At 72.9% G+C, this 18,538-nt stretch carries 22 protein-coding genes and 1 tRNA gene; 1 reads left to right on the top strand and 22 read right to left on the bottom strand.

The genetic code is table 11. The features are described 5' to 3' along the window. Positions 1 to 9: 9 nt before the first annotated feature. From DEJ46_RS23325 to DEJ46_RS23260, 14 genes are all read right to left on the bottom strand, one after another. Positions 10 to 885 carry a lantibiotic dehydratase C-terminal domain-containing protein gene (locus tag DEJ46_RS23325; protein ID WP_150269313.1) on the bottom strand — a complete coding sequence of 292 codons (876 nt, stop codon included), beginning with the start codon at positions 883 to 885 and terminating at the stop codon, positions 10 to 12. Continuing rightward, a complete protein-coding gene (locus DEJ46_RS23320; protein WP_150269311.1) occupies positions 882 to 3,344 on the bottom strand; it encodes a lantibiotic dehydratase in 2,463 nt (820 codons plus the stop codon). The genes DEJ46_RS23325 and DEJ46_RS23320 overlap by 4 nt, the downstream gene beginning before the upstream one ends. After that, a complete protein-coding gene (locus DEJ46_RS23315) occupies positions 3,341 to 4,393 on the bottom strand; it encodes a PqqD family peptide modification chaperone (RefSeq protein ID WP_150269309.1) in 1,053 nt (350 codons plus the stop codon). The genes DEJ46_RS23320 and DEJ46_RS23315 overlap by 4 nt, the downstream gene beginning before the upstream one ends. 223 nt (positions 4,394 to 4,616) lie before the next feature. Further along, the gene (locus DEJ46_RS23310; protein WP_055642953.1) at positions 4,617 to 4,796 is read right to left on the bottom strand and encodes a thiocillin family RiPP; all 180 of its coding nucleotides are present in this window, start codon (positions 4,794 to 4,796) and stop codon (positions 4,617 to 4,619) included. A gap of 72 nt (positions 4,797 to 4,868) precedes the next feature. Continuing rightward, complete coding sequence (locus DEJ46_RS23305) at positions 4,869 to 5,054, bottom strand: thiocillin family RiPP (protein WP_150269307.1); 186 nt, start codon at positions 5,052 to 5,054, stop codon at positions 4,869 to 4,871. 53 nt (positions 5,055 to 5,107) lie between these two features. Beyond that, positions 5,108 to 5,275 (bottom strand): thiocillin family RiPP, encoded by a 168-nt coding sequence (locus DEJ46_RS23300; protein ID WP_141302866.1) that lies wholly within the window; start codon positions 5,273 to 5,275, stop codon positions 5,108 to 5,110. 67 nt (positions 5,276 to 5,342) lie between these two features. Further along, positions 5,343 to 5,507: a thiocillin family RiPP gene (locus DEJ46_RS23295; protein WP_107105427.1), complete on the bottom strand. Its 165-nt coding sequence runs from the start codon at positions 5,505 to 5,507 to the stop codon at positions 5,343 to 5,345. A 66-nt stretch (positions 5,508 to 5,573) separates the two neighbouring features. Then, on the bottom strand, positions 5,574 to 6,281 hold the full coding sequence (locus tag DEJ46_RS23290; RefSeq protein ID WP_150269305.1) for a hypothetical protein: 708 nt from the start codon (positions 6,279 to 6,281) through the stop codon (positions 5,574 to 5,576). Beyond that, complete coding sequence (locus DEJ46_RS23285) at positions 6,278 to 7,909, bottom strand: nitroreductase family protein (protein ID WP_150269303.1); 1,632 nt, start codon at positions 7,907 to 7,909, stop codon at positions 6,278 to 6,280. Before DEJ46_RS23285 ends, DEJ46_RS23290 begins: the two co-directional genes overlap by 4 nt. A gap of 58 nt (positions 7,910 to 7,967) precedes the next feature. Then, positions 7,968 to 8,627: a TOMM precursor leader peptide-binding protein gene (locus tag DEJ46_RS23280; RefSeq protein ID WP_150269301.1), complete on the bottom strand. Its 660-nt coding sequence runs from the start codon at positions 8,625 to 8,627 to the stop codon at positions 7,968 to 7,970. Positions 8,628 to 8,656: 29 nt separating this feature from the next. Next, entirely contained in the window at positions 8,657 to 10,066 is a 1,410-nt protein-coding gene (locus tag DEJ46_RS23275) for a YcaO-like family protein (protein ID WP_150269300.1), read from the bottom strand. Then, entirely contained in the window at positions 10,063 to 11,118 is a 1,056-nt protein-coding gene (locus DEJ46_RS23270) for an ABC transporter permease (protein WP_150269298.1), read from the bottom strand. Before DEJ46_RS23270 ends, DEJ46_RS23275 begins: the two co-directional genes overlap by 4 nt. Then, complete coding sequence (locus DEJ46_RS23265; RefSeq protein WP_190622843.1) at positions 11,115 to 12,014, bottom strand: ABC transporter ATP-binding protein; 900 nt, start codon at positions 12,012 to 12,014, stop codon at positions 11,115 to 11,117. Before DEJ46_RS23265 ends, DEJ46_RS23270 begins: the two co-directional genes overlap by 4 nt. Positions 12,015 to 12,165: 151 nt before the next feature. After that, complete coding sequence (locus DEJ46_RS23260; protein WP_190622841.1) at positions 12,166 to 12,429, bottom strand: hypothetical protein; 264 nt, start codon at positions 12,427 to 12,429, stop codon at positions 12,166 to 12,168. Between the two features lie 301 nt (positions 12,430 to 12,730). On the opposite strand from DEJ46_RS23260, the gene DEJ46_RS23255 reads away from it, so the two are divergent. Next, a tRNA-Arg gene (locus DEJ46_RS23255) sits at positions 12,731 to 12,806 on the top strand. 77 nt (positions 12,807 to 12,883) lie between these two features. Here the strand turns inward: DEJ46_RS23255 and DEJ46_RS23250 are convergent. The 8 genes from DEJ46_RS23250 to DEJ46_RS23215 all read right to left on the bottom strand — a co-directional run bounded on the left by DEJ46_RS23250 (position 12,884) and on the right by DEJ46_RS23215 (position 18,538). After that, a complete protein-coding gene (locus tag DEJ46_RS23250; RefSeq protein WP_150269292.1) occupies positions 12,884 to 14,035 on the bottom strand; it encodes a tyrosine-type recombinase/integrase in 1,152 nt (383 codons plus the stop codon). Next, the gene (locus tag DEJ46_RS23245; protein ID WP_150269290.1) at positions 14,035 to 14,229 is read right to left on the bottom strand and encodes a helix-turn-helix domain-containing protein; all 195 of its coding nucleotides are present in this window, start codon (positions 14,227 to 14,229) and stop codon (positions 14,035 to 14,037) included. The genes DEJ46_RS23250 and DEJ46_RS23245 overlap by 1 nt, the downstream gene beginning before the upstream one ends. After that, positions 14,226 to 15,617, bottom strand: coding sequence for a replication initiator protein RepSA (gene repSA, locus DEJ46_RS23240; protein ID WP_150269288.1), 1,392 nt, complete (start codon positions 15,615 to 15,617; stop codon positions 14,226 to 14,228). Before repSA ends, DEJ46_RS23245 begins: the two co-directional genes overlap by 4 nt. A 90-nt stretch (positions 15,618 to 15,707) precedes the next feature. Continuing rightward, positions 15,708 to 16,022 carry a SpdD-like protein gene (locus DEJ46_RS23235; protein ID WP_150269286.1) on the bottom strand — a complete coding sequence of 105 codons (315 nt, stop codon included), beginning with the start codon at positions 16,020 to 16,022 and terminating at the stop codon, positions 15,708 to 15,710. A gap of 26 nt (positions 16,023 to 16,048) precedes the next feature. Further along, the gene (locus DEJ46_RS23230; protein WP_150269284.1) at positions 16,049 to 16,207 is read right to left on the bottom strand and encodes a hypothetical protein; all 159 of its coding nucleotides are present in this window, start codon (positions 16,205 to 16,207) and stop codon (positions 16,049 to 16,051) included. Between the two features lie 13 nt (positions 16,208 to 16,220). Beyond that, on the bottom strand, positions 16,221 to 16,415 hold the full coding sequence (locus DEJ46_RS23225; RefSeq protein ID WP_150269283.1) for a mobile element transfer protein: 195 nt from the start codon (positions 16,413 to 16,415) through the stop codon (positions 16,221 to 16,223). 17 nt (positions 16,416 to 16,432) lie between these two features. After that, positions 16,433 to 17,083, bottom strand: a complete 651-nt coding sequence (locus tag DEJ46_RS23220; protein WP_150269281.1) for a DUF2637 domain-containing protein — start codon at positions 17,081 to 17,083, stop codon at positions 16,433 to 16,435. Between the two features lie 90 nt (positions 17,084 to 17,173). Next, positions 17,174 to 18,538, bottom strand: a complete 1,365-nt coding sequence (locus DEJ46_RS23215) for an FtsK/SpoIIIE domain-containing protein (RefSeq protein ID WP_150269280.1) — start codon at positions 18,536 to 18,538, stop codon at positions 17,174 to 17,176.

Below are 18,538 nucleotides of genomic sequence, written 5' to 3'. Positions count from 1 at the left end.
CCGTTCCTCTCATCCGGGCACCGCACCGGCGACAGCCGCCGGTTTCCTGGCGGTCTGCCCCGCCAGCATGCCGAGCGCCGCTTCCTCGCCGGGCGGGAAGCCCAGCCTGTTCATCACCATGTGCAGGTGATGGAGCACCTGATGGTCCCGTGAGCCGGGAGCCCGCAGGAGGAGTTCGGCCAACGCGTCGGCGTGCGCGTCGATCCGCTCCCGCACGCCGGGCGCGGGCACGCCCTGCTCCCTGACCCCCGCCGAGACACCGCCGAGCAGGGGCCGGAGCTGCTCCCCGCCGGCGGCCAGGCGCAGTTGCCAGCCCCAGCGGGTGCGGTGGCGGACCCAGAAGACGTCCCGCTCCTCCTCGGTCAGCACCCGTGCGGTGAGCGCCCGGGCGAAGTAGACGGCGTGCGCGGCCCGTTCGTACCGCCGGGGCAGGCCGGCGAGGTCGAGCCGGGAGCAGAAGGCGCTGTCCAGCCGGAAGATGCGCTCGGCGAGGGCCACTCCTTCCGGGCCGCCGTACTTGGCCGATTCCGGCGCGTACAGCGCGGGGGTGATGCCGCGCGTCGGCGAGCCGGCCGGCAGCGCGGCGGGCAGCAGGCCGACGGAGTCCTCGGGCCGCTCCTCCAGGGTGTCCAGCAGCCCGGTGAGCTCCTCGCGGGCGACGGCGTCCAGCGCGTCCACCGCGGCGGCCCCGGCGCGCAGCCGCAGCCGCAGGTGATGGCCGGTGGCGTCCCAGTACCTGATGAAGAACCAGTCCTCGCTGTCCAGCCTCCCGGCCTGCTCGGCCAGCCAGGGCACGAGGGTGCGGACCGCGGCGTCCATGAGCCGGGGGCCGCCCGGGTAGACCCGTACGTACCACCAGTCCCGCCGGGGAACGGTCGTGCTCATGCTTCCTCCTCCGGGCGCCGCCAACGCAGCAGCGCGATGTGCTCGGCGGCCCGTGTGCCGCCCGCCGCGTCCCGCAGCGGATGCGCGGACCTGGCCGGCAGCGCCTCGACCAGGCGCAGGTGACCGGTGGCCGGGCCGGCCCACTGGGCGAGTACGGACAGCGAGAGCGGCGAGGTCAGCGACACCCACAGGGGCTTGCGGTCCGTGCCCTGCTCGCCCGGCCCGAAGCCGGTCAGCCGGTGGCAGAAGACCTCCTCCGGCAGGCCGTGCGCACGTCGGAACTCCTCCGCGCGCAGGACGGTCTCCGCGTCGCTCTCGCCCGGCCTCGGCACGGGCAGTTCGGCGGCCGGGACGACCCACGAGGCGCGGGAGACCGTGACGCGTCCGAAGCCGGTGCGCGCCGACGGCACGACCCGGTCGGTGCGCCGCTCCTGGAGCCCGAACGGCAGGACGTAGTCCGAGTGCGGCGAGCCGTTGACCCACGGGTCCGCGAGCACGGCGAGGAGCCGGGCGAACGGCGGGAAGAGGTGCGGCGGGACGAGCCCGAGGTAGGCGAGCCCCACGGGGTCGCCGCCGCGGTCGCGCAGCGCGAGGGTCCCGTCGCCGGGGTCGTGCGTGAGGACGGTGTCGGCCAGGTCGAGGCCGTCGGCCGCCGGGGTCTCGCCGGGCAGCAGCAGGGGCGGCAGCAGGCCGGCCGACCGCGACTGGGCCGTGTTGATCTCTGTCCACAGGACGAGTTCCCGGCAGGTCCGGCCGGGCCAGCAGGCCCGGACGTGGGCGCGCAGCCGCTCGCGGAAGCCTTCGCCGAGGAGCCCCCCGAAGCGGGTCACGAGCCCGCCCGTGCCGGGGTTGAACTGGTTGACCACGAGCTGGTAGTCGCCGCCGCGCACGGCGTCCTGCCCGGTCGCGGCGAGCTGGAACAGCACCGCGGCGGCGGGCGGCGCGCTGCTCGGCCCGACCGGCAGCCAGGCCCGCTCCCCCGCGGTCTCCCGCTCGGCGCGGTCGGCGACGGAGGCCTTGTCGAGGTCGGGCTGGGAGTCGCCGTCGACGGCGACGCGCATGAGGAACCCGAGCACGTCGGTGCAGGTGCCGCCCGGCCCGTACTCGGCCGTGAAGCGGTCCACGAGCACGTCGTAGAGGTGCGAGCGGAAGACGAACGGGCGCATGCGGCGGCCCAGCTCGGTCAGGTCGGCGCGGACCTCCGGCACATCGAGGAGCGGGGGCAGGGCGAGGTCGCTCGCGACGTCCTCGTACAGCACCTCCCCGGACTCGAACCGGTCGAGACCGGCCCGCCGGGCCCAGCGCCGGGCGGTGCGGCGGGCCCGGGTGAGCGTCTCGGTGCGCTCGTCCTCACCGGCGGCGGCGAGCGCGGCGGCCGAATCCCTCAACTCCCGCACCTCGCCCGCGATCCCGTCCTCGGGGTGGTCCGCGAGCAGCTCCGCCACGGCCCCCACCGGGTCGTCGCCGCGCCGCCAGGGCGGTACGGGCGCGATCAGCCCGGTGTCGAGGAGCCGCCGGAAGCGGCGGAAGGGGTCGGGCCCGCCGAGGCCGGACAGCAGCCCGTCCAGGGAGTGCTCGGCACCGGGCGCGAAGCCGGAGAGCCAGGGCGCCGCGTGATCGGCCTCCACGACCCGGTCGAGCCGCCAGGCCAGACCACCGTCGGCGACGGGCTCGGGCAGCAGGACCAGCCCGCGCGGGGCGTCGGCCCCACCGGCCCGGACCGGCGCCAGCCGGTACCGAAGGAGCCCGGCGGTACCGGCCTCCCGGGCCAGGCAGCGCAGCGCGAGCTGGGCGAGAGCGGTGGCGGCGTAGCTGTGGGCGACAGGCGTCGGGCGAGGAGCGGCGGTGCCGGGCGGGGCGGCCTCTCCGACCGTGGTCAGGGTGGAGAACGGGCTGGTCTTCACGGCCGCCCGGGACACGTACGAGTAGAGCGTGCGCAGGTTGCGGGTCTCGGCGGGGCGGCGGCGCGGGCGGCCGTGGCGCAGCCAGTCGGGGGCGGCCAGCGCGGCGGCCCGGGCGAAGCCCGGATCGGCGAGGTGGCCGGCGAGCGCGGCCGGGGCCGCCGCGCGGTCCTCGGCGAGCAGGGCGTCGAGCCGACGGGCGGTCTCGTCGCGCAGCCGTACGGCCGCCTGCCAGCCACGGAACTCCGCGACCGCCTCAGGACCCGCCAACTCGGCTATGCGGGACGGCAGTTCGTCGCCCCACGGCAGTGCGCGCAGCCGGTGCGCGGCCCGCTTGGCGGCCAGCACCTGCCGCCGCAACGGCACTTCGTCGTCCAGGAGGGGCACCAGCGGGAAGCAGGCGTCCTCCACGGCGGTCCGTCGGCGCTCCAGTTCGGCATGCGCGTCGGCGGCCTCGGCGATCGCCCGCCGCGTCGCCGCTCCGGTGAGGTCCAGGGCCTCGGTGGGCAGACCGCCCACCCGGGTCAGCAGCGGTCCGGAGATCTCGGGGGCGGTCACGGCATCGACCGTCCGACCAGCTCGAACGACCAGATCAGCGACTGGACGACGAAGAAGCCGAGCGCCACGGTGTAGACGCAGCACACGATGCCGTACGTGACGTGCAGCCGGCGGCTGCGGGCCGGCATCCGCTCCAGGAAGCCCGGCAGCGGGCGGCCCAGCAGGCGGTGCTTGAGCAGGGTGAAGGCACGGCCCCGCGCGTCGACGAGGCCGAAGCCGGCCTCCAGCGCCGCGTAACCGTCGCTCGGGAGCATCGGGTTGATGTTGGTGACCAGGTTGAGCATCTGGAAGATCAGCAGCGCCCCGGCCACCTGCGCGACCGGCCCGTCCGCGGTGAGCACGAGCAGGGCGGCGGCGCCGGTGAACCAGCCGTCGCTGAGCGGTCCCGCGACGGCGAGCAGGACCCGCCCGCCCCGGGAGCGGACGCGGTAGGCGTCGGTGCGGTCCACGTAGGCGAGCGGCATGAAGTAGAAGAGCAGTGCCACTCCCAGGCCCCGCACGGGCACCTTGAGCACCTGGCAGACCATGGCGTGTGCGCTCTCGTGCACGAGGATCTGGAGGAACATCAGCGCGATGGCGACGAGGGTTCCCGTGCCCAGCATGTCCTTGGCCGGCGGGGCCGAGGTCAGGACCGCGTAGAGGCCGAGCAGGATGCCGAGGACGCCGCCGCCGGCGAAGACGCCGACCGACAGCCAGGCCGGGACCGGGCGTAGCAGCCGGGCCACCGGCTCCAGGACCTTCGGGAGCGAGCGGGTGACGACGAATCGGGGCATGAGCATGCTGGTGCCGAAGCGGCCGCCGGCGCGCTTCCTGGGCTCCCGCTCGGCTTCGGTTCCGACGAGGAGGCCGCTGCGGCTCAACTCGTCGACGAAGGCGGTGAGCTCTCCGCGTACGCCCTCGGCGGGGACGCCCCGGCGCTCGGCCATCAGGACCGAGAGCTCGTCCAGCGAGTGCGCTCCGTCGAACTGGCGGAGCAGCGCCGCCGCCGACTTGGTCAGCCGGTGGTAGGTCCCGCCCTTCGGATCGAACATCAGGGGGTGGTCGTCCATCCCCCGGATGATCTCGAGATCCTCCCGGAGCTTGGGTGCGGTGCACGTGTCCACGGCGCGGTTCCTCCCTCCGCAGCGGCGGCCGGTCCGCTACCGTGCCGGGCCGCCTGGCTCTAATCTGGTCTGGTCTGACGCAGTCCGGTCCGGGAAAAGCGGACCGGGCTGGGGCCCTGGGCCCCGGGGTACTAGGACCACCCCGGGAGCCCAGGATCCGTAGGGCTGATCAGCCGCCCTGGCTGGAGACGCTGCTCATCGAGCCGACACAGCCGACGGGGCAGCTGGCCGAGCCGGCGCAGGCACCGCAGAAGGCGGTGGTGAAGCCGGGGCTGACGGCGTCCTGGAGGACCTCCAGGTCGAGGGACTCCGACCACAGCTCGAGCTCGTTGTCGAGGTTCTCGTTCATGGCGTGCACTTCCTTTCAGTCGTGTCGCCTGCCGGTGCAGGCGGTTGGGGTACGGGTGGTGCTGCGGACGCTCTAGCCGAAGCTGGAGGCGCTCGCGGAGGAGGAGGCGGTGCTCGTCGGGCACGAGGCCGACGAGGCGGTGCCGGCGGTCGCCCAGGTGCCGAGGGCGACGCCCTCCTTCAGGGGCTCGAGGCCGAGCGCGTCCGAGGCCAGCTCGTCGGCGGACAGGTCCAGTTCGAGGTCGTCGAAGTTCTGCATTCGAGGAATCCTTTCTGCTCTGGTTGAGGGCTTGGTTGCTGCGGTGACCGGGGTCAGCCGATGGTTGACGCGGACGACGCGGTGGCCGCGGACGTACCGGGGCAGGACGCGGTCGAAGCGGATCCGGCGCAGAAGAAGCAGCCGAGGGCGTTGCCCTCCGGAAGCTCCTCGATGGCCAGCTCGTCACCGTCGATGACGTAGAGCTCGAGGTTGTTCTCCATGGTGTTCACCTCCCTTCGGTGTGCGGTGCGGTGGGGACGGCCGGGCGGGCCGGCCGGGGGCTTCGGATCACCCGTAGGTGGACGCGCTGCTGACGGACGACGCGGACGTCGCCGGGCAGGACGCGGTCGAAGCGGAACCGGCGGACGCCCAGCTCGCGAGGGCGTTGCCCTCGGGCAGCTCCTCGATCGCCAGTTCCTCGGCGTCGACGGCGTACAGCTCGATGTCCTCCATGCGAGGCACCTCCTCAGGTGTCGTGCGGTGGGTGACGGATCCCGCACCCGGTCGGGGCGGGAAGTCTCAGGGGGCCGGCGGCAGGCCCAGGGCCAGCGCGAAGATCTGCTGGCGGCTCGTTCCGTCGCTGAGCAGCGGGCCTCGGACGGCCGCCGGGATGAAGCCGGCGAAGACGCTGCCGACCAGTCCGTGGGCGACGCCGTCCAGCCACATCGCGTACGCGGCGGAGCCGGCGCGGGTGAGCAGCAGCCGGTAGCCGTGCCCGCCGTGACGGTGGACCGCGGCGTCCAGCGGTACGCCGATCGAGACGATCGCGGCGGCATCGGAGAACTCCGGCTGCAGCGTCAGTCCGTAGCGGGCCGCTCCGGTGGGCAGTTCCATCACCGGGGTGAAGGAGGACGCCGCGGCGTCGAAGCGGTGGACGGCGGGGGTGACTCCGGTCAACCGGTGTGCGACGACGGTGAGTTCGAGCGGGCAGTCCGCGTCGCCCGCGTCCCTCTCGTCGAGGTCCAGGGCCCGGGCCATGATGCCGGCCAGCAGTCCGGCGGGCAGCGGCTCCTGGGAGAAGCCGCGCAGGGAGCGCCGGTTCTCCAGGGTGGTCAGGAGGTCGTGGGGCACGGTCCGGTGGGTGTACGGATCGACCGTGACGGCCGGTCCGATCGCCACCGGGGACGGTACGCGGCGTTCGGCGAGTGCCGTGGCCGAGGCGGCGGCGCCGCCCTGCTCACGGAAGGACGCCAGCATGTCCATGGCCAGTTCGTGCGGGGCGCTCACGGGGCTCCTCCCAGGTCGACGAGGGTGGTGACCGGTTCCAGGTCGGGGTCGATCCCCAGGGCCGCGGCGACCGCGAGGTCGTCCCAGCGGGTGCGGATCGCGAACGGCAGGTCCAGGGCGGCCGCCGCGGTGCGGAGCGTGGCGGTGGCGCAGCCGGCGTCGAGCAGGACGATCCGCAGGGCGAACGCCGCGTACTTCTTGGCGACCTTGGTGAAGTCGCCGGTGAGGACGACCGTCAGAGGTGCCTCGCCGGGGACGGCACCGGGGTCGGCGGCGAGCCTGGCCAGCCGGTGCTCGGAGGCCACGTAGCCGTAGACGCCGGGCTCCAGGCCGGGCACGTCGCGGACCACGAGGTGGGCGACGACGGAGCCGATGTTTCCGCCGCTCGCCGTCCACCGCTGCACGCGGCCGGGCAGCAGGGCCCTGCGGCCCGCGGTGACGGCGAGGAGCAGTGCGGCGGTCCGGTCGTCGAGGAGGGCCGGCGACGGCGAGCGCAGCGAGGCGAGCGGGGGTTCAGGGAGGGGCACGGCCGCCGCGACGGGCCAGGTCTTCTCGTCGTTCTGCAGCGCGATGTTCGAGGGCTTGTAGTGGGCCTGATGGGCCTTGCCGTCGGCGTACTCCCGGGGCGGGAAGGCGATCGCCGCCTCGTAGCGCGCGGCGAGCGGCGGGTCGGCCGGGTCGCCCGGGGCCGCCGAGCAGTGGGGGCAGCCGGGCCGGGTGGCGGCCGAGCGGCGCTGCTGGGAGAGGTCCGCCAGATCGACGGTCCGCCACTGGGAGGGCAGTGGGCTGGGTGTGCTCCGCGAGAGCAGCGCGAACAGGTCCCGGGCGAAGAGCGCGGCGGCCAGTTCGGCGTCGCCGGGCAGCGGGGGCCGGTCGTCCGCCGGGTCCTCCGCGGTGCGGCAGGCCAGGCAGGGCGTGAAGGCGAGGTCGACGTACGGCCCCAGGTGGGCGGTGCGTCCGGTGAGCGCGAGCCGGATCAGCGGCACGCTGGCCCGGGCGCAGGCGGCGGCGAGCTCCGCGGAGTCGGCCGGGTCGAGTCCGGCGGCGACGGCGAGGGTACTGCCGGGTGCCGGTACGAGCGCGGTGCCCGTACCCGTATCCGTACCGGTGTCCACGAGGGAGCCGGCGAGGTGGCGGCGGGCGGCGTCGGCCAGGGGGCCGCTGCCGAAGACCTCGACCCGGGCCCGGGCCAGCCGGTCCAGGGCCTCCTCCCAGGCGTGGTTGGCCCCGGTGGAGTCGCCGATCCGGGAGAGGAAGTCGGCGAGAGCGTCGGGTACTTCCGCCGCCCGGGAGGCGGACGCCGGGGAGGCGGCCTCCTCGATCAGACCGCAGGTCCACAGCAGGGAGAGGGCCTTGAAGACGGTGCCGGCCGGGATTCCCAGGGCCTCGGCCACGTCCTCGTGGCCACGGCTGCCGTCGAGCAGGGGAAGCATCCGGGGCAGCAGTTCCCGGGCGGCGGCGCCGCGCAGCAGCTGCTTCTTGGGGGTCCCCTCGACGACGAGGGCCTCGGGCGTGTGGTGCAGGGAGAGCCCGCGCCGGAGCCTGGGCCGTGCCGGGACGTGGAACTGCGGGTCGTTCAGGGCGGCCGAGGCCATGGCTTCGGCGGTGATCACAGAGTGGTCCGGCATCGAGGCCTCCTTTCCGGTTCGTACGGGGTGCGGTGCGGGTTCGTGCGCGGGTCCGGGGTCACCGGCCGGCGGGCGCCGGGAGGGCCGCGAGCTCCGTCGCGATCGCCTCGAACCGCTGAAGGCGGCTCTCGGGCGTTCGGGCCGGCCGGCAGCGGGCGCACCGGTCGACGGCGACGACCGCCGAGCTGGAGGTGGCGCCCTCCACGACCCCGAAGATCCGCACGGTGCCGCCGATGCCCTCCGCCGCGCCCGGCTCACCGGGTCCGGCCAGGGCCTCGCGCACCGCCTGGTCCGCGAGACCCACGGCGATGGCGACGTGGTGCGGGGCGTGCCCGGAGACCGGGGGCGCGGTGGTCGCGTCGCCCCGGGTCCCGTCCGCCGTCGGGGCGGTGTGCTGTGCGCGGCGGCGGGTGTAGCAGCGGTGGCATGCGGTGCGGCCGGGAACGACCACCGGTCCGCACCGCAGGTCGAGGGGGCCGGCCTGGACGGGGAACCACGGCCGCTTCCAGGCGTGGGCGCTGGCGTCCACCATGTCGGCCAGCACCTCCCGGTCCTGTCCGGTGGCCAGCACGATCAGATCGCTGTCGGGCCACAGGCTGGGGTGCGTGCCCTGGTTCACGTCGAGCACGGTCGACCCGGCGTGGCGTGCGGCCAGCCCTTCGGCGACGGCCGCGCCGAACGCTCCCGCGGCGAGGATCAGCAGGCGCGGATCGGTCATCTTGGGACTCCTCGTCGGACGTTCGGGGATCAGGCGAAAGGCTGCGGGTGCGGGTTGATGTCGTCCTCGCCCCGTACCGGGTGGCCCATGGCGGCGGGTGCCGCGTAGAGCCGGGGGTGCGCCAGGTAGCGGGCCCTGTGCACGAAGGACAGCGGCATGAGCTGAGGCACGAGCATCCGTACGACGGTGGCTCCGACCTGCTCGGCCTCGTCGGTGGTGAGGTCGACGGCGACGACCTCGCAGCCGGCGCCGTGCAGGCGTTCCAGCAGCCAGGCCAGGGCCGGCAGCGGCTCCTCGGACGGGGCCCGGGGAAGGTCGCGCAGCCCGTGCACCGGGCGTTCGCCCTCCAGCAGGAAGTCGAAGCGGTGGCGCTGGGACAGCGGGCCGGACAGCAGGGCGCCGTCGACGACGCTGACGATGTCCTCCTCGGCCGCGGGGGTCGCGGAGTCCTTCTCGGCGGCCCGCGCCATGTGGCGGAGCGCGATCCGGAGGGAGGACGCCTCCCGGTAGAGCTTGGCGATCCCCTTGCCGGGGTCGAGCTCCGCCGTCGCCGCGACGAGCTGGGCGATGACCTTGTCGTCGTCGGCGAGCTGCACCCCGTAGATCACCGGGATGCCGAGGTCGGTGGTGGCGTCGTAGAGCTGGGTACGCAGTCGTTCGCTGCTGCCCCGCTCCACGAACGCCCGGAACTCCGGGGCCAGTTCGGCCGGGTCGAACTCCAGCCGGGGAAGCCGCAGCCGCTGGAGCCAGGTCAGCGCGATGGCGTCGCGCTCGACGATCTCCAGGATGCCGTTGACGACGGCGGCGGCCGGATCGGAGTGCGCGGCGCAGCCGGTCGAGACCGGATGGACGTAGCGCTCCGCGACAGACTCCACGGGGTTCTTCAGCCAGACCTGCATGGCCGGCACGTACACCGGGCGGTTGCGGGTGAAGGACCAGCCGCGTACCCAGCGCATGGGCCCGTCGGGGTCGGTGGGGACGAGACCGCTGCGGGGGTCGGCCAGTTCGGCCGGCGAGCAGCGGGGCCAGCGGTCGCTGGGGATGGCGTCCTCGCCGAGTTCGGCGGCGGTCGCCCAGACGATCTGCTCGGGGTCCCGGGCGCAGGAGGAGTAGCGTTCCAGCGATTCGGCGACGGCGAGGTGCGCGGCGCGCTCCGGGTCGAGGTCACCGCCGGCTCCGTCGAAGTTCCCGGAGCTGGGGTTGTGCTCCCAGCCGGACTGCTCGCTGAGCACTTCGCCGGGGTTGCCGAGCGAGGCGGTGAAGATCGGGAAGTCGGGTTCGCCCTCGGCGACGGGGAGCCGGGTCACACGGTTCACCAGGCCGTAGGAGGAGGCCAGTTGACCGATGCGGAGGAGCGATTCGGGTATGGCGGGGTGTTCGGCCCCGGCGGCCTCGGCGGCCCCGGCGGGGCTCTGGCCCATCGTACGAACGGTCATCATGCACGCTCCGTGTCCCAGCGGAACGTCCGTGCCGCGAGGGCCGTGAGCCCCGCGGCCGTCGCCGCCATCACTGTCCAGTCGAGCCACAGGGGGTGGCGGGTGATCCCGCCGACCACGTCGTGGCGCAGGGCGTCTCCGAACATCGCCAGCGGGGTCCAGGAGAGCGGACCCGCCACCGAGTCGGGGAGAAGTTCGAGGGGGAAAAGCAGTCCCGTGCTCATCAGCAGGACCGGGGTGAGCAGCCCGGAGATCGCGTTGGTCACCTCGGGCGAGGAGAGCAGTCCGCCTAGCAGGTAGCCCAGGGCGAGCAGCATCACGAGCCCGATGGCCGTGGTCAGCAGCAGCCGCAGCATCGAGGCCGGTTCGAGGAGTCCGCCGGCGACGGCGCCCGTTCCCATCAGGGTCAGTACGGCCAGCGCGAGCAGACCTCGGCCCGGGAGGAGCGAGAGCAGGACGGCGGACCGCCGGGCCGGTGTCGTCGACAGCAGCCGGAGGGTGCCGCTGGCCCGCATCGCCACGAGGGCGGACGCCGTACCGGTCAGGGCGAGCGAGAGCAGCGCGAAGGCGAGCACGCCGGGGATCACGAAGGCCATGGGGTCGAAGAGCGCGGACCCGTCGCTGCCGACAGCCACCACTTCCCACCCCTGCCAGCCGGTGTCGTCCAGGGCGGCACGTACCGCGGCCACCACCGACGGCTGTTCCGGATCGACGGCCATCCGCAGGGTGCGGGAGGCCTCGTCGGGGACGATCACCGCCGCCTTGCCCGGCTGCGGGCCGGCCTCGGCGACGGCGACGGCGGTGCTGCCGCCGCCGAGCGCCTCCTGGAGGGTGGTCGCCTGGGTGCCGGGCCCGACGACGGCGAGGTCGAAGGGGCCCCGAACCCAGGTGAGTTGCATGAGGACGACGAAGAACACCGCCATCAGCAAGGGGAAGACCACGGTGAAGAAGAGCGCCGCGGGGTCGCGCAGGAGCTGTCGGGTCATGGCCCGGGAGAGCGCCTTCCACTGGCGCGAGGTGGACACGGGTGGTGCACCCAGCCTGACGCGGTTCATCGCTCACCCTCCTGTTCCGATGCCTTGTCCGATGTGGGTTCGAGTGACGTTCCGGTGAGGCGGAGGAACACGTCCTCCAAGGTCGCGGGGCGCGGCCGGACGTCGGCCGCGGGGTCGAGCCCGGTGATCCACGCGGCGGTGGCGTGCGGGTCGTCCGCCGTCACCTCGAACCGTGTCCGCCCCGAGCGCCCGGCCGACTCGACGGCCGTCACGGCGTCGCCGTGACGTGCGCGCACCCGGTCGACGAGCTCGCTGCTCCCGGTCCGTACGGAGACGACGCCGCCGGATGCGTACCGGGCGATCAGCTCCGCCGGGGAGCCGGCCGCCACCATCCGTCCTTCGTGCATGACGGCGAGCCGGTCGCACATCTCCTCGGCCTCGGCCATGGCGTGGGTCGTGAGCAGGAAGGTGGTGCCGCCGGCCTGGGCCCTGCGGATCAGATCCCAGACGGCGTGCCGGGCGTGCGGGTCGAGTCCGGTGGTGGGTTCGTCGAGGACGACCACGGGGGTGTCGCCGACCAGTGCCGTGGCGAGCAGCAGCCGCTGCTGCTGACCGCCGGAGAGCCGGGCGGAGCGCGCCCCGGCCTTCTCGGCCAGGCCGATCTCGTCGAGCAGGGCGTCCACGTCCCGGGGCGCCGGGTACAGCGCGGCCCAGGTCTCCAGGGTCTCCCGCACCTTCAGCCGCGGGAAGAGGCTGGCCTGCTGGGGCTGGAGGGCGAGGGAGGCGCGAAGGAGGTCGGTCCGCGCGAGCGCGTCCTCACCGAGGATGCGGACCTGTCCCGCATCGGGCCTGCGCAGCCCCGCGATGGCCGAGATGGTGCTGGTCTTGCCGGCTCCGTTACGGCCGAGGAGACCGAAGATCTCGCCGGGAACGACGGAGAAGGAAATCCCCGCCACCGCTTCGATGTCGGCGTATCTGACCCGTAGGTCGACGACTTCGAGAACGTTTTCCGAACTACCCGGGAATTCCGTGACACTCGGGAGCTGACTTGTCATGACCATCTCTGCTCTCGCCCTCTGGATCAGCAGTCGTGGAAAGGGGCGGGAACTACTGCCAGCCGTTGACCGGCTTGCAGGGCGGGATCGGCACCAGGTGCGGCATGTGCGGCAGGTTCGCCCGGATCTCGCAGATCAGCTCACCGACCTCCGGCGGCACCGGCACCGGCCACTGCGCCTCACCGTGCAGCCCGGCACTCGGACCGGCGCTCTGCCCCGCACCCTGCTCGACGGCAGCGGCGCTGCCCGCCGCCACAGTGAGACCGGCGACCGTCAGAGCCAGACAAGCAACTGCCGAAGTGATTCGAATCCGCACTGTTTCCCCCTGGGTTCCGCTTCTGTGTTCCCTCTGCGTTTCCGCTGAGAAAGACAATGCCAGCGGGGCAGGGGCCACTCCACGGCATCGGGTGTCAGCTTGCTGCAGACCCCCGTGCAACAAGCTGACGCCGAGGAGAACGCCCCACGGAACCCGGCCGAAAGCCGACCGGAAGCAGCCGAGGACCAGCCGACAAGCCGACCGCCCGCCACCCTGCCCGCAGCCCACGGCCCGCCCCCGCCCCGGGGCGACATCTCCCCGGACGTCGGGCACACCACCCGCTACACTGGCGTCGCGCACTGCCTTCGTAGCTCAGGGGATAGAGCACCGCTCTCCTAAAGCGGGTGTCGCAGGTTCGAATCCTGCCGGGGGCACCAGTTCAGAAGGGGCCCACCTCCGGATTTTCCGGAGGTGGGCCCCTTCTGACATCCACGTCTGACATCAACGGCGGCGGTCAGTTACGACCGGGTCGCCTCTTGAGCAGCCGGTCCATGTGGCTGATCGCCTCACGCTGCGTGTCCTGGACGACGTGCGTGTACACGTCCATCGTGATGCTGATCTGGCTGTGCCCGAGGATCTCCATCACGACACGGGGAGGCACCCCGGCCGCCGTGAGGATGGTCGCGCAGCCGTGCCGGGCGTCGTGGAGCCGGATGACGCGGAGCCCGGCGGAGGCGGCGACGCGGGTGAAGGAGCGGTACACATTGCGCGGCTCGACCGGGCTGCCCGTACGCGTAGTGAAGACGTAGTCACTCCCCTTCCACTCCTCCCCCGCCTTGACCCGCTGATCGTTCTGCCGCATCCGGTGCCAGCGGAGAGGCGCGATGCACATGGCGGGCAGCGGTACGGCACGCCGGCGGCGCCCCTTGGGGTCGTCGTCGTACAGGACACCCCGACGCCGCTGGGTCTGCTGGCGGACGTAGAGGACGCGGTGATCGAGATCCACGTCTGCCCAACGGAGTCCGACGAGCTCGCCCCGGCGGAGGCCCATGGTGATGGCGAGGACGAAGGCTGCGTACAGCGGGTCCCGGCGCGCGGCTGCGAGGAAGTCGAGCGTCTCGTCCAGGGACCAGGGACTCAGCTCTCGCGCCTTGGCTCGGGGCGGCTCCACGAGGGTGGCCACGTTGCGCGTGATCAGCTCCTCGCGGCAGGCGGCGGTGAGCGCCGTGCGCAGGACTCGGTGCGACTCCCTGGCCGTGGCGGTGGTGTTCTTCTTCTCCAGCTGGACGAGGAAACGCCGGACGTCGGCGACGCCGAGGGATTCCAGACGCTTGGAGCCGACCATCGGGATGAGGTAGAGGCGAACGTGTGCCTCGTACTTGTCATAGGTACTGAGCTTGAGTCGCGGCTGAACGACGTTGTCCAGCCAGTACGGGAGCCACTCGGAGAGCTTCGCCGAGCGGGTCGGAACAGGGATGCCGTTGCTGGCCTTGTCGAGAAGCGCGCGGCGTTTGGCGTCGCACTCCTCCCATGTCTTGCCGTAGGCGAACTTGCGGGCGCGGGTGCCGTCGGGCTGGAGGACGTACACGGCAGCCTGATAGCGGCCGTCTTTCCGCTTGGTGATGGTGCCGGCGCCGTTGGGGTTGCGCTTGCGCTGTCCGGCCATCAGGCGGCCTCGCCGATCTCGTACGAGATGAAGTCCCGAACGGCGCCGACCGGGATGCGACGGGCGCGGCCGACAGTGATCGAGGTGAGACGGCGCGAGCGGATGAGGTCGTAGACCGTGGAACGTCCGAGCTTGAGGCGGGCCATAACCTGGGGCACGGTCAGCAGCTCGTCGGTGGTGATGGCGGTGGTCATGCTGCGGCTCCTTCCGGGGCGTCCAGGACGAGCTGGTCGCGCAGCGCTTCGCGGGCCGTCTGGCGGTTGAGCTGGATCCCGCGCGAGATGGTCGCGGCGAGGGCGGCCTCGCCGGGGGTGTGGCCGTGGCCGGCGTACTGCCAGGAGGCGAGGACGAGCACGGTGTCCGGGTCGGCGTCCACGTGCTCCTGGGCGGCGCGATAGTCGGCGCGGATCCGACGGAGAGCCCCGAGGGTGGTCGAGTACCGGCGGGACTTGGTGGAGAAGTGGCCGCGGAAGCCGAGCATGTGAGCCCAGGCCGCGAGCTTGCGGTCCGGGTAAAGCGGGGCGAGGTCGAGGCAGGCCTCGATCAGCCGGCGGGGGTGGTCGGCCACGTCCAGGAGGTCGAGCACCTCCCGGTTGCCGACCCGCCGGTCGAGGCTGCCGGTGGTCTCGGCGGCCTTGGTGGCGTACTTGGCGACGTACGAAGCCACGGCCTGCTCGGTGATGTCGGAGCCGTCGCCGAATGCCTTGACCGGCCGGATGTCGAGCTGGCGGCCCCACTGGAACCGCCGCAGCGGCTGGTCCCCGGCGGCCGGAACGGTGATGGTCGTGTACGCGTGGACGGCGGCGGCGCGGATCGCGTCGTCGAGGAGCCGCACAGTGGCCCACGAGGGTGGGGTGGTGCCGGGGCCGTCAGGTCCGTCGAGCCGGACCACGGCGTGGAAGTGGATTGCGCCGCGCTTCTGGAACTCCGCGACCTTCCCGTACGAGACCCGTAACGCGTCCTTCAGCTCGCGCTGCGTGAGCCCGGCGCGGGCGGCGAGCTCACGGCGCAGACGGTTGGTGAAGCGCTGCCAGAGCTGACCGGCGTGATTGTTGAAGAGCACGGCTCCGGCGTAGTCGTACGACTCGGGGTCGAGCGCTGTGCCCAGGGCGGGGTCGTTCTCCGGGTGGCGGGTACCGCAGCGGCAGGAGCCGCGGTCGGGCCGGTTGTGCACGGGGCCGAAGGACGGGGCGGTGAGGGTGGCGAAGACCCGGGGGTGGTCGCGGACGGTCGCGGGGATGGCTTTGGAATCGTCGCCGGCCAGGCCCGCGCGGATCAGGTGGTAGGTGTCCCCCGCGTACGTGTGGGCGCAGGAGGGGCAGCGGGAGGCGCGGCGGTTGCCGCAGGCGACGCGGAGACGACCGCCGGGCTCGGTCTCGGTGGAGTACCGGCGCACAGCCTCTCCGGACGCGCGGTCCTTGGCGAGGGACCAGCCGGTCAGGTGGATGGGATCGGAGCAGCCGCCGGTGCGGTGCACCTGGTCTCGCCAGCGGTCGAAGTCGGGGGCGGCGGCGACTCGGAGAACGTCGTGGAGGGTGGCCGGGTCCAGGCCCGCCGCGGTGGCGACGGTGCGCTGATCCATGATGGGTGTTCCTTCCGGTTGAGAGATCGGCGAGGGGTACGGCTCCCGGGCGGCGGATGCTTGGCGGTATCGAGGCCGCCCGGGGGCCGATCAGCGGCGGTGGCGGTGGCGCTTGGCCGGGGACACGAGCAGCGAGCGGACGACGAGGGCGCAGACGGCGACCGAGGCGGCTGTGACGGCGGTCGCGAGGAGCATCGAGACCAGGACCGTGCCGACGACCAGGACGACGGCGGTGCCGGCGCCGATGACGGCGAGCGCGGTCCCGGGGGTGATCTGGACGGTGGGCCGCTGGGCAACCGGAGCCGGGGACGACTGCATGGGCTCAACGGCGGTCGGCTGGACGACGACGGGCGGCGTGACGAGGCCGGTCGGCGTCGGCATGGTCGGGATCTTGGGTCGGAGCATGGGGTGGTTCTCCCTTCCGGGTCAGGTCACTTGGAGATCGCGGTGTCGATGACGGGGGCCAGCAGGCTGTCGGCGAGGAGGAAGCCGCCGAGGAGGAGTACGGCGACGAGCCACCAGGGCGGGCGGATCAGTTTGAAGCCGAGGACGCCGACGACGAGCAGGACGAACCAGAGCGGGACATCCACGGGCGGTATCCGTTCAGTCGGAGATGCGGCAGCGGTGGGTGCGGGCGGCGAGCTGGGCGGCGGAGGAGCTGGAGTAGTCGGAGGACCAGCCGCAGCGGTCGGCGGTGCAGACGGCGGCGTACTTGGTGCGGCCATTGCGGTCGCGGTGGGTGCCGATCTGCACGGGGCCGATGCGCATCACGGAGTGGAAGTGGTCGCGAGGGGACATGACGATCTCCGTTCTGATCAGGCGAGTTGGGCGGCGATGGCGTCCGCCATGGGCGCGGGGACACCGAGGCGGGCGCGCAGGGTGTCGGTGTCGATGTGCTGGCCGGTACGGGTGCGGTGATCGGCGGCGAGCTTGCGGGCGTGCTCGACCAGGGCGGCCGGGACAGGCACGGCGGGCACGGCTGCCGGCGCGGGCAGAGTCGGCTCCAGCTCGGCGACGGCATCGGACTCGGGGACGCGCTCCGGATCGGCCGGCGTCTCTCCGATCGGCTCCGGATCGACCACGGGGCGGGCCTCCGAGACCGTCGGCGCAGGTGAGTGCGCGAGGAGCGTGCCACCAAGGAAGGCGACCGCGGGCCACCCGGCGATGCCGAAGCGCAGCCAGCCGGGCGGATGGGCGAGGTCGAGGAACCCGGCGGTGGCGACGTTCGCGCCGAGCGAGGCGAACAGGGAGACCAGGAACCAGCACCAGGCGAGCCGGGACGAGCCGTCCGAGCGGAGCCGGCGCCAGGCGGCGACCAAGAGCAGGTCGACGGAGACGGGGTAGGCCCACGCCTTCCATCCGGTCTGACCGGCAGCGGCGGCGAGGTCGTGCAGGTGGGCGAAGGACAGCGCACCGGCGATCAGGGCTTGGACCAGCACGGCGTCGACGCGAAGCTTGCTGGTCATGTCGGCACCTCCTTTGTGGGCGTTCTGGTCATGGCGGGGTAGGGACGTGGCGCGCGATGCGGTCGCGCCGACCGGGTGGGGCGGGGAGTGTCAGGCAGTAGCCGGGGACTCGGCGGAAGCCGGGGCCGGAACCTTGACCGGGTACACGGGCGGCTCGACGGCGGGCCGGAAGGCGGCGAGGCCGGGCAGGTCCGGGACGAGGTACGCGTACTTGTTGCAGGCGTTGACGGCCGCACGGAGCGAGGTATGCGGCGTACGGATGCGAGCCCAGCCGCCGGAGGCGTCGCCGGTGATCGCGAGGCCGGGTGAGTCGACGGGGATCTGGACGGTGGCGAGGACGGCGTCCGGCGCGATGTCACCGAAGGCCATATTGGCGCTGGTCTCGTCGTTGACGCGGTGGGCGGTACGGACGCTGAGCTGAGCGCGAAGCATGGTGACGCCCTTGCCGAGTTCGGAGCCGAAGCGCTGCCCGCAGATCTCCAGGTAGATGCCGGCGGCGCGACCGAGCTGCGCGAGTCGAGCAAGTGCGGTGATGATCCGATCCCGCCGCTTCTCCTCCTCCTTCGTGGCGAAGAGGGCGAGTTCGGCGACCTCGTCGACGAGGACGACGACGGGAACGGGGCGGAGGTGGTCGGGCAGGTCCCAGATGTCGGCGGCGATGTCGGCGTCCGGGGTGTCGGCGGTGATGCGCTGTTCGGCGCGGATGAGTTGGTAGACGCCTTCCATGTGCGCAATCAGCGCGTCGAGCAGATCGGCGGCGGTGTCGGGGTTGTCAGCTAGAGCGGAGAAGCGACGAGCAAGCGGGAACAACTCCACCCCTTGCTTGCAGTCGATGCCCACCAAGGCCACCTCCTGGGCAGCGAGTTCGGCGACCAGGTTCCGCTGATAGACGGACTTACCGGACTTGGTGGCTCCGATCGTGAGGGCATGCGGGGTGGTGCGGTAGTCGCGGTAATGAACGGCACCGTCCTCGCGCAGAGCGACCGGCAAGCGCATGGTCGAGCGCTCGACGCCGGCGGGCATCTGTACCCGCTTGAGTACGTCGTAACCGGTCATCCGCAGTTCGACGACGCCGGAGCGAATCTCCCGCGAGGCCACACCGTGCATGCCGAACGAGTGCCGCAGCCGGTCGCACGAGGCAGCCACGTCGAAGGCGTCTTGTCCGGGCCGGAGCCCCAGCCGTAAGACGAGGCCGGTCCGGGTAGGCCGAAGCCGCAGGATGCGCGGCGCCCGGGGCTCCGGCACGGGCCGGTTGGCCATCCGGGCGATCGCGAGACGCCACCGGGGCGGAGGAACGGTCAGCCCGCAGGCGTCCATGACCGAGGAGTATCGACCCAGGACCCGAAGGGTGGCGAGTACGACCCCGAAGCTCAGCCAGTACCAGGCGGGCCGCCGCCACCGCAGAAGACCGGCGAAGGCGACGACTGCCACGGCGGAGACGATCAACCACTCCAT

The sequence above is a fragment of the Streptomyces venezuelae genome, assembly GCF_008642375.1.
GTDB lineage: Bacteria > Actinomycetota > Actinomycetes > Streptomycetales > Streptomycetaceae > Streptomyces > Streptomyces venezuelae_G.
The sequence above is the reverse complement of the archived record's forward strand: the minus strand, read 5'-3'. Positions and strand labels throughout refer to the sequence as shown.

What these genes read in the sequence shown, in the direction of transcription:
- DEJ46_RS23325 (WP_150269313.1), bottom strand. Translation starts at nt 885, where the DNA reads ATGAGCACGACCGTTCCCCGGCGGGACTGGTGGTACGTACGGGTCTAC.
- DEJ46_RS23315 (WP_150269309.1), bottom strand. Translation starts at nt 4,393, where the DNA reads ATGGACGACCACCCCCTGATGTTCGATCCGAAGGGCGGGACCTACCAC.
- DEJ46_RS23310 (WP_055642953.1), bottom strand. Translation starts at nt 4,796, where the DNA reads ATGAACGAGAACCTCGACAACGAGCTCGAGCTGTGGTCGGAGTCCCTC.
- DEJ46_RS23305 (WP_150269307.1), bottom strand. Translation starts at nt 5,054, where the DNA reads ATGCAGAACTTCGACGACCTCGAACTGGACCTGTCCGCCGACGAGCTG.
- DEJ46_RS23300 (WP_141302866.1), bottom strand. Translation starts at nt 5,275, where the DNA reads ATGGAGAACAACCTCGAGCTCTACGTCATCGACGGTGACGAGCTGGCC.
- DEJ46_RS23295 (WP_107105427.1), bottom strand. Translation starts at nt 5,507, where the DNA reads ATGGAGGACATCGAGCTGTACGCCGTCGACGCCGAGGAACTGGCGATC.
- DEJ46_RS23285 (WP_150269303.1), bottom strand. Translation starts at nt 7,909, where the DNA reads ATGCCGGACCACTCTGTGATCACCGCCGAAGCCATGGCCTCGGCCGCC.
- DEJ46_RS23280 (WP_150269301.1), bottom strand. Translation starts at nt 8,627, where the DNA reads ATGACCGATCCGCGCCTGCTGATCCTCGCCGCGGGAGCGTTCGGCGCG.
- DEJ46_RS23275 (WP_150269300.1), bottom strand. Translation starts at nt 10,066, where the DNA reads ATGATGACCGTTCGTACGATGGGCCAGAGCCCCGCCGGGGCCGCCGAG.
- DEJ46_RS23270 (WP_150269298.1), bottom strand. Translation starts at nt 11,118, where the DNA reads ATGAACCGCGTCAGGCTGGGTGCACCACCCGTGTCCACCTCGCGCCAG.
- DEJ46_RS23250 (WP_150269292.1), bottom strand. Translation starts at nt 14,035, where the DNA reads ATGGCCGGACAGCGCAAGCGCAACCCCAACGGCGCCGGCACCATCACC.
- DEJ46_RS23245 (WP_150269290.1), bottom strand. Translation starts at nt 14,229, where the DNA reads ATGACCACCGCCATCACCACCGACGAGCTGCTGACCGTGCCCCAGGTT.
- repSA (WP_150269288.1), bottom strand. Translation starts at nt 15,617, where the DNA reads ATGGATCAGCGCACCGTCGCCACCGCGGCGGGCCTGGACCCGGCCACC.
- DEJ46_RS23235 (WP_150269286.1), bottom strand. Translation starts at nt 16,022, where the DNA reads ATGCTCCGACCCAAGATCCCGACCATGCCGACGCCGACCGGCCTCGTC.
- DEJ46_RS23225 (WP_150269283.1), bottom strand. Translation starts at nt 16,415, where the DNA reads ATGTCCCCTCGCGACCACTTCCACTCCGTGATGCGCATCGGCCCCGTG.
- DEJ46_RS23220 (WP_150269281.1), bottom strand. Translation starts at nt 17,083, where the DNA reads ATGACCAGCAAGCTTCGCGTCGACGCCGTGCTGGTCCAAGCCCTGATC.
- DEJ46_RS23215 (WP_150269280.1), bottom strand. Translation starts at nt 18,538, where the DNA reads ATGGAGTGGTTGATCGTCTCCGCCGTGGCAGTCGTCGCCTTCGCCGGT.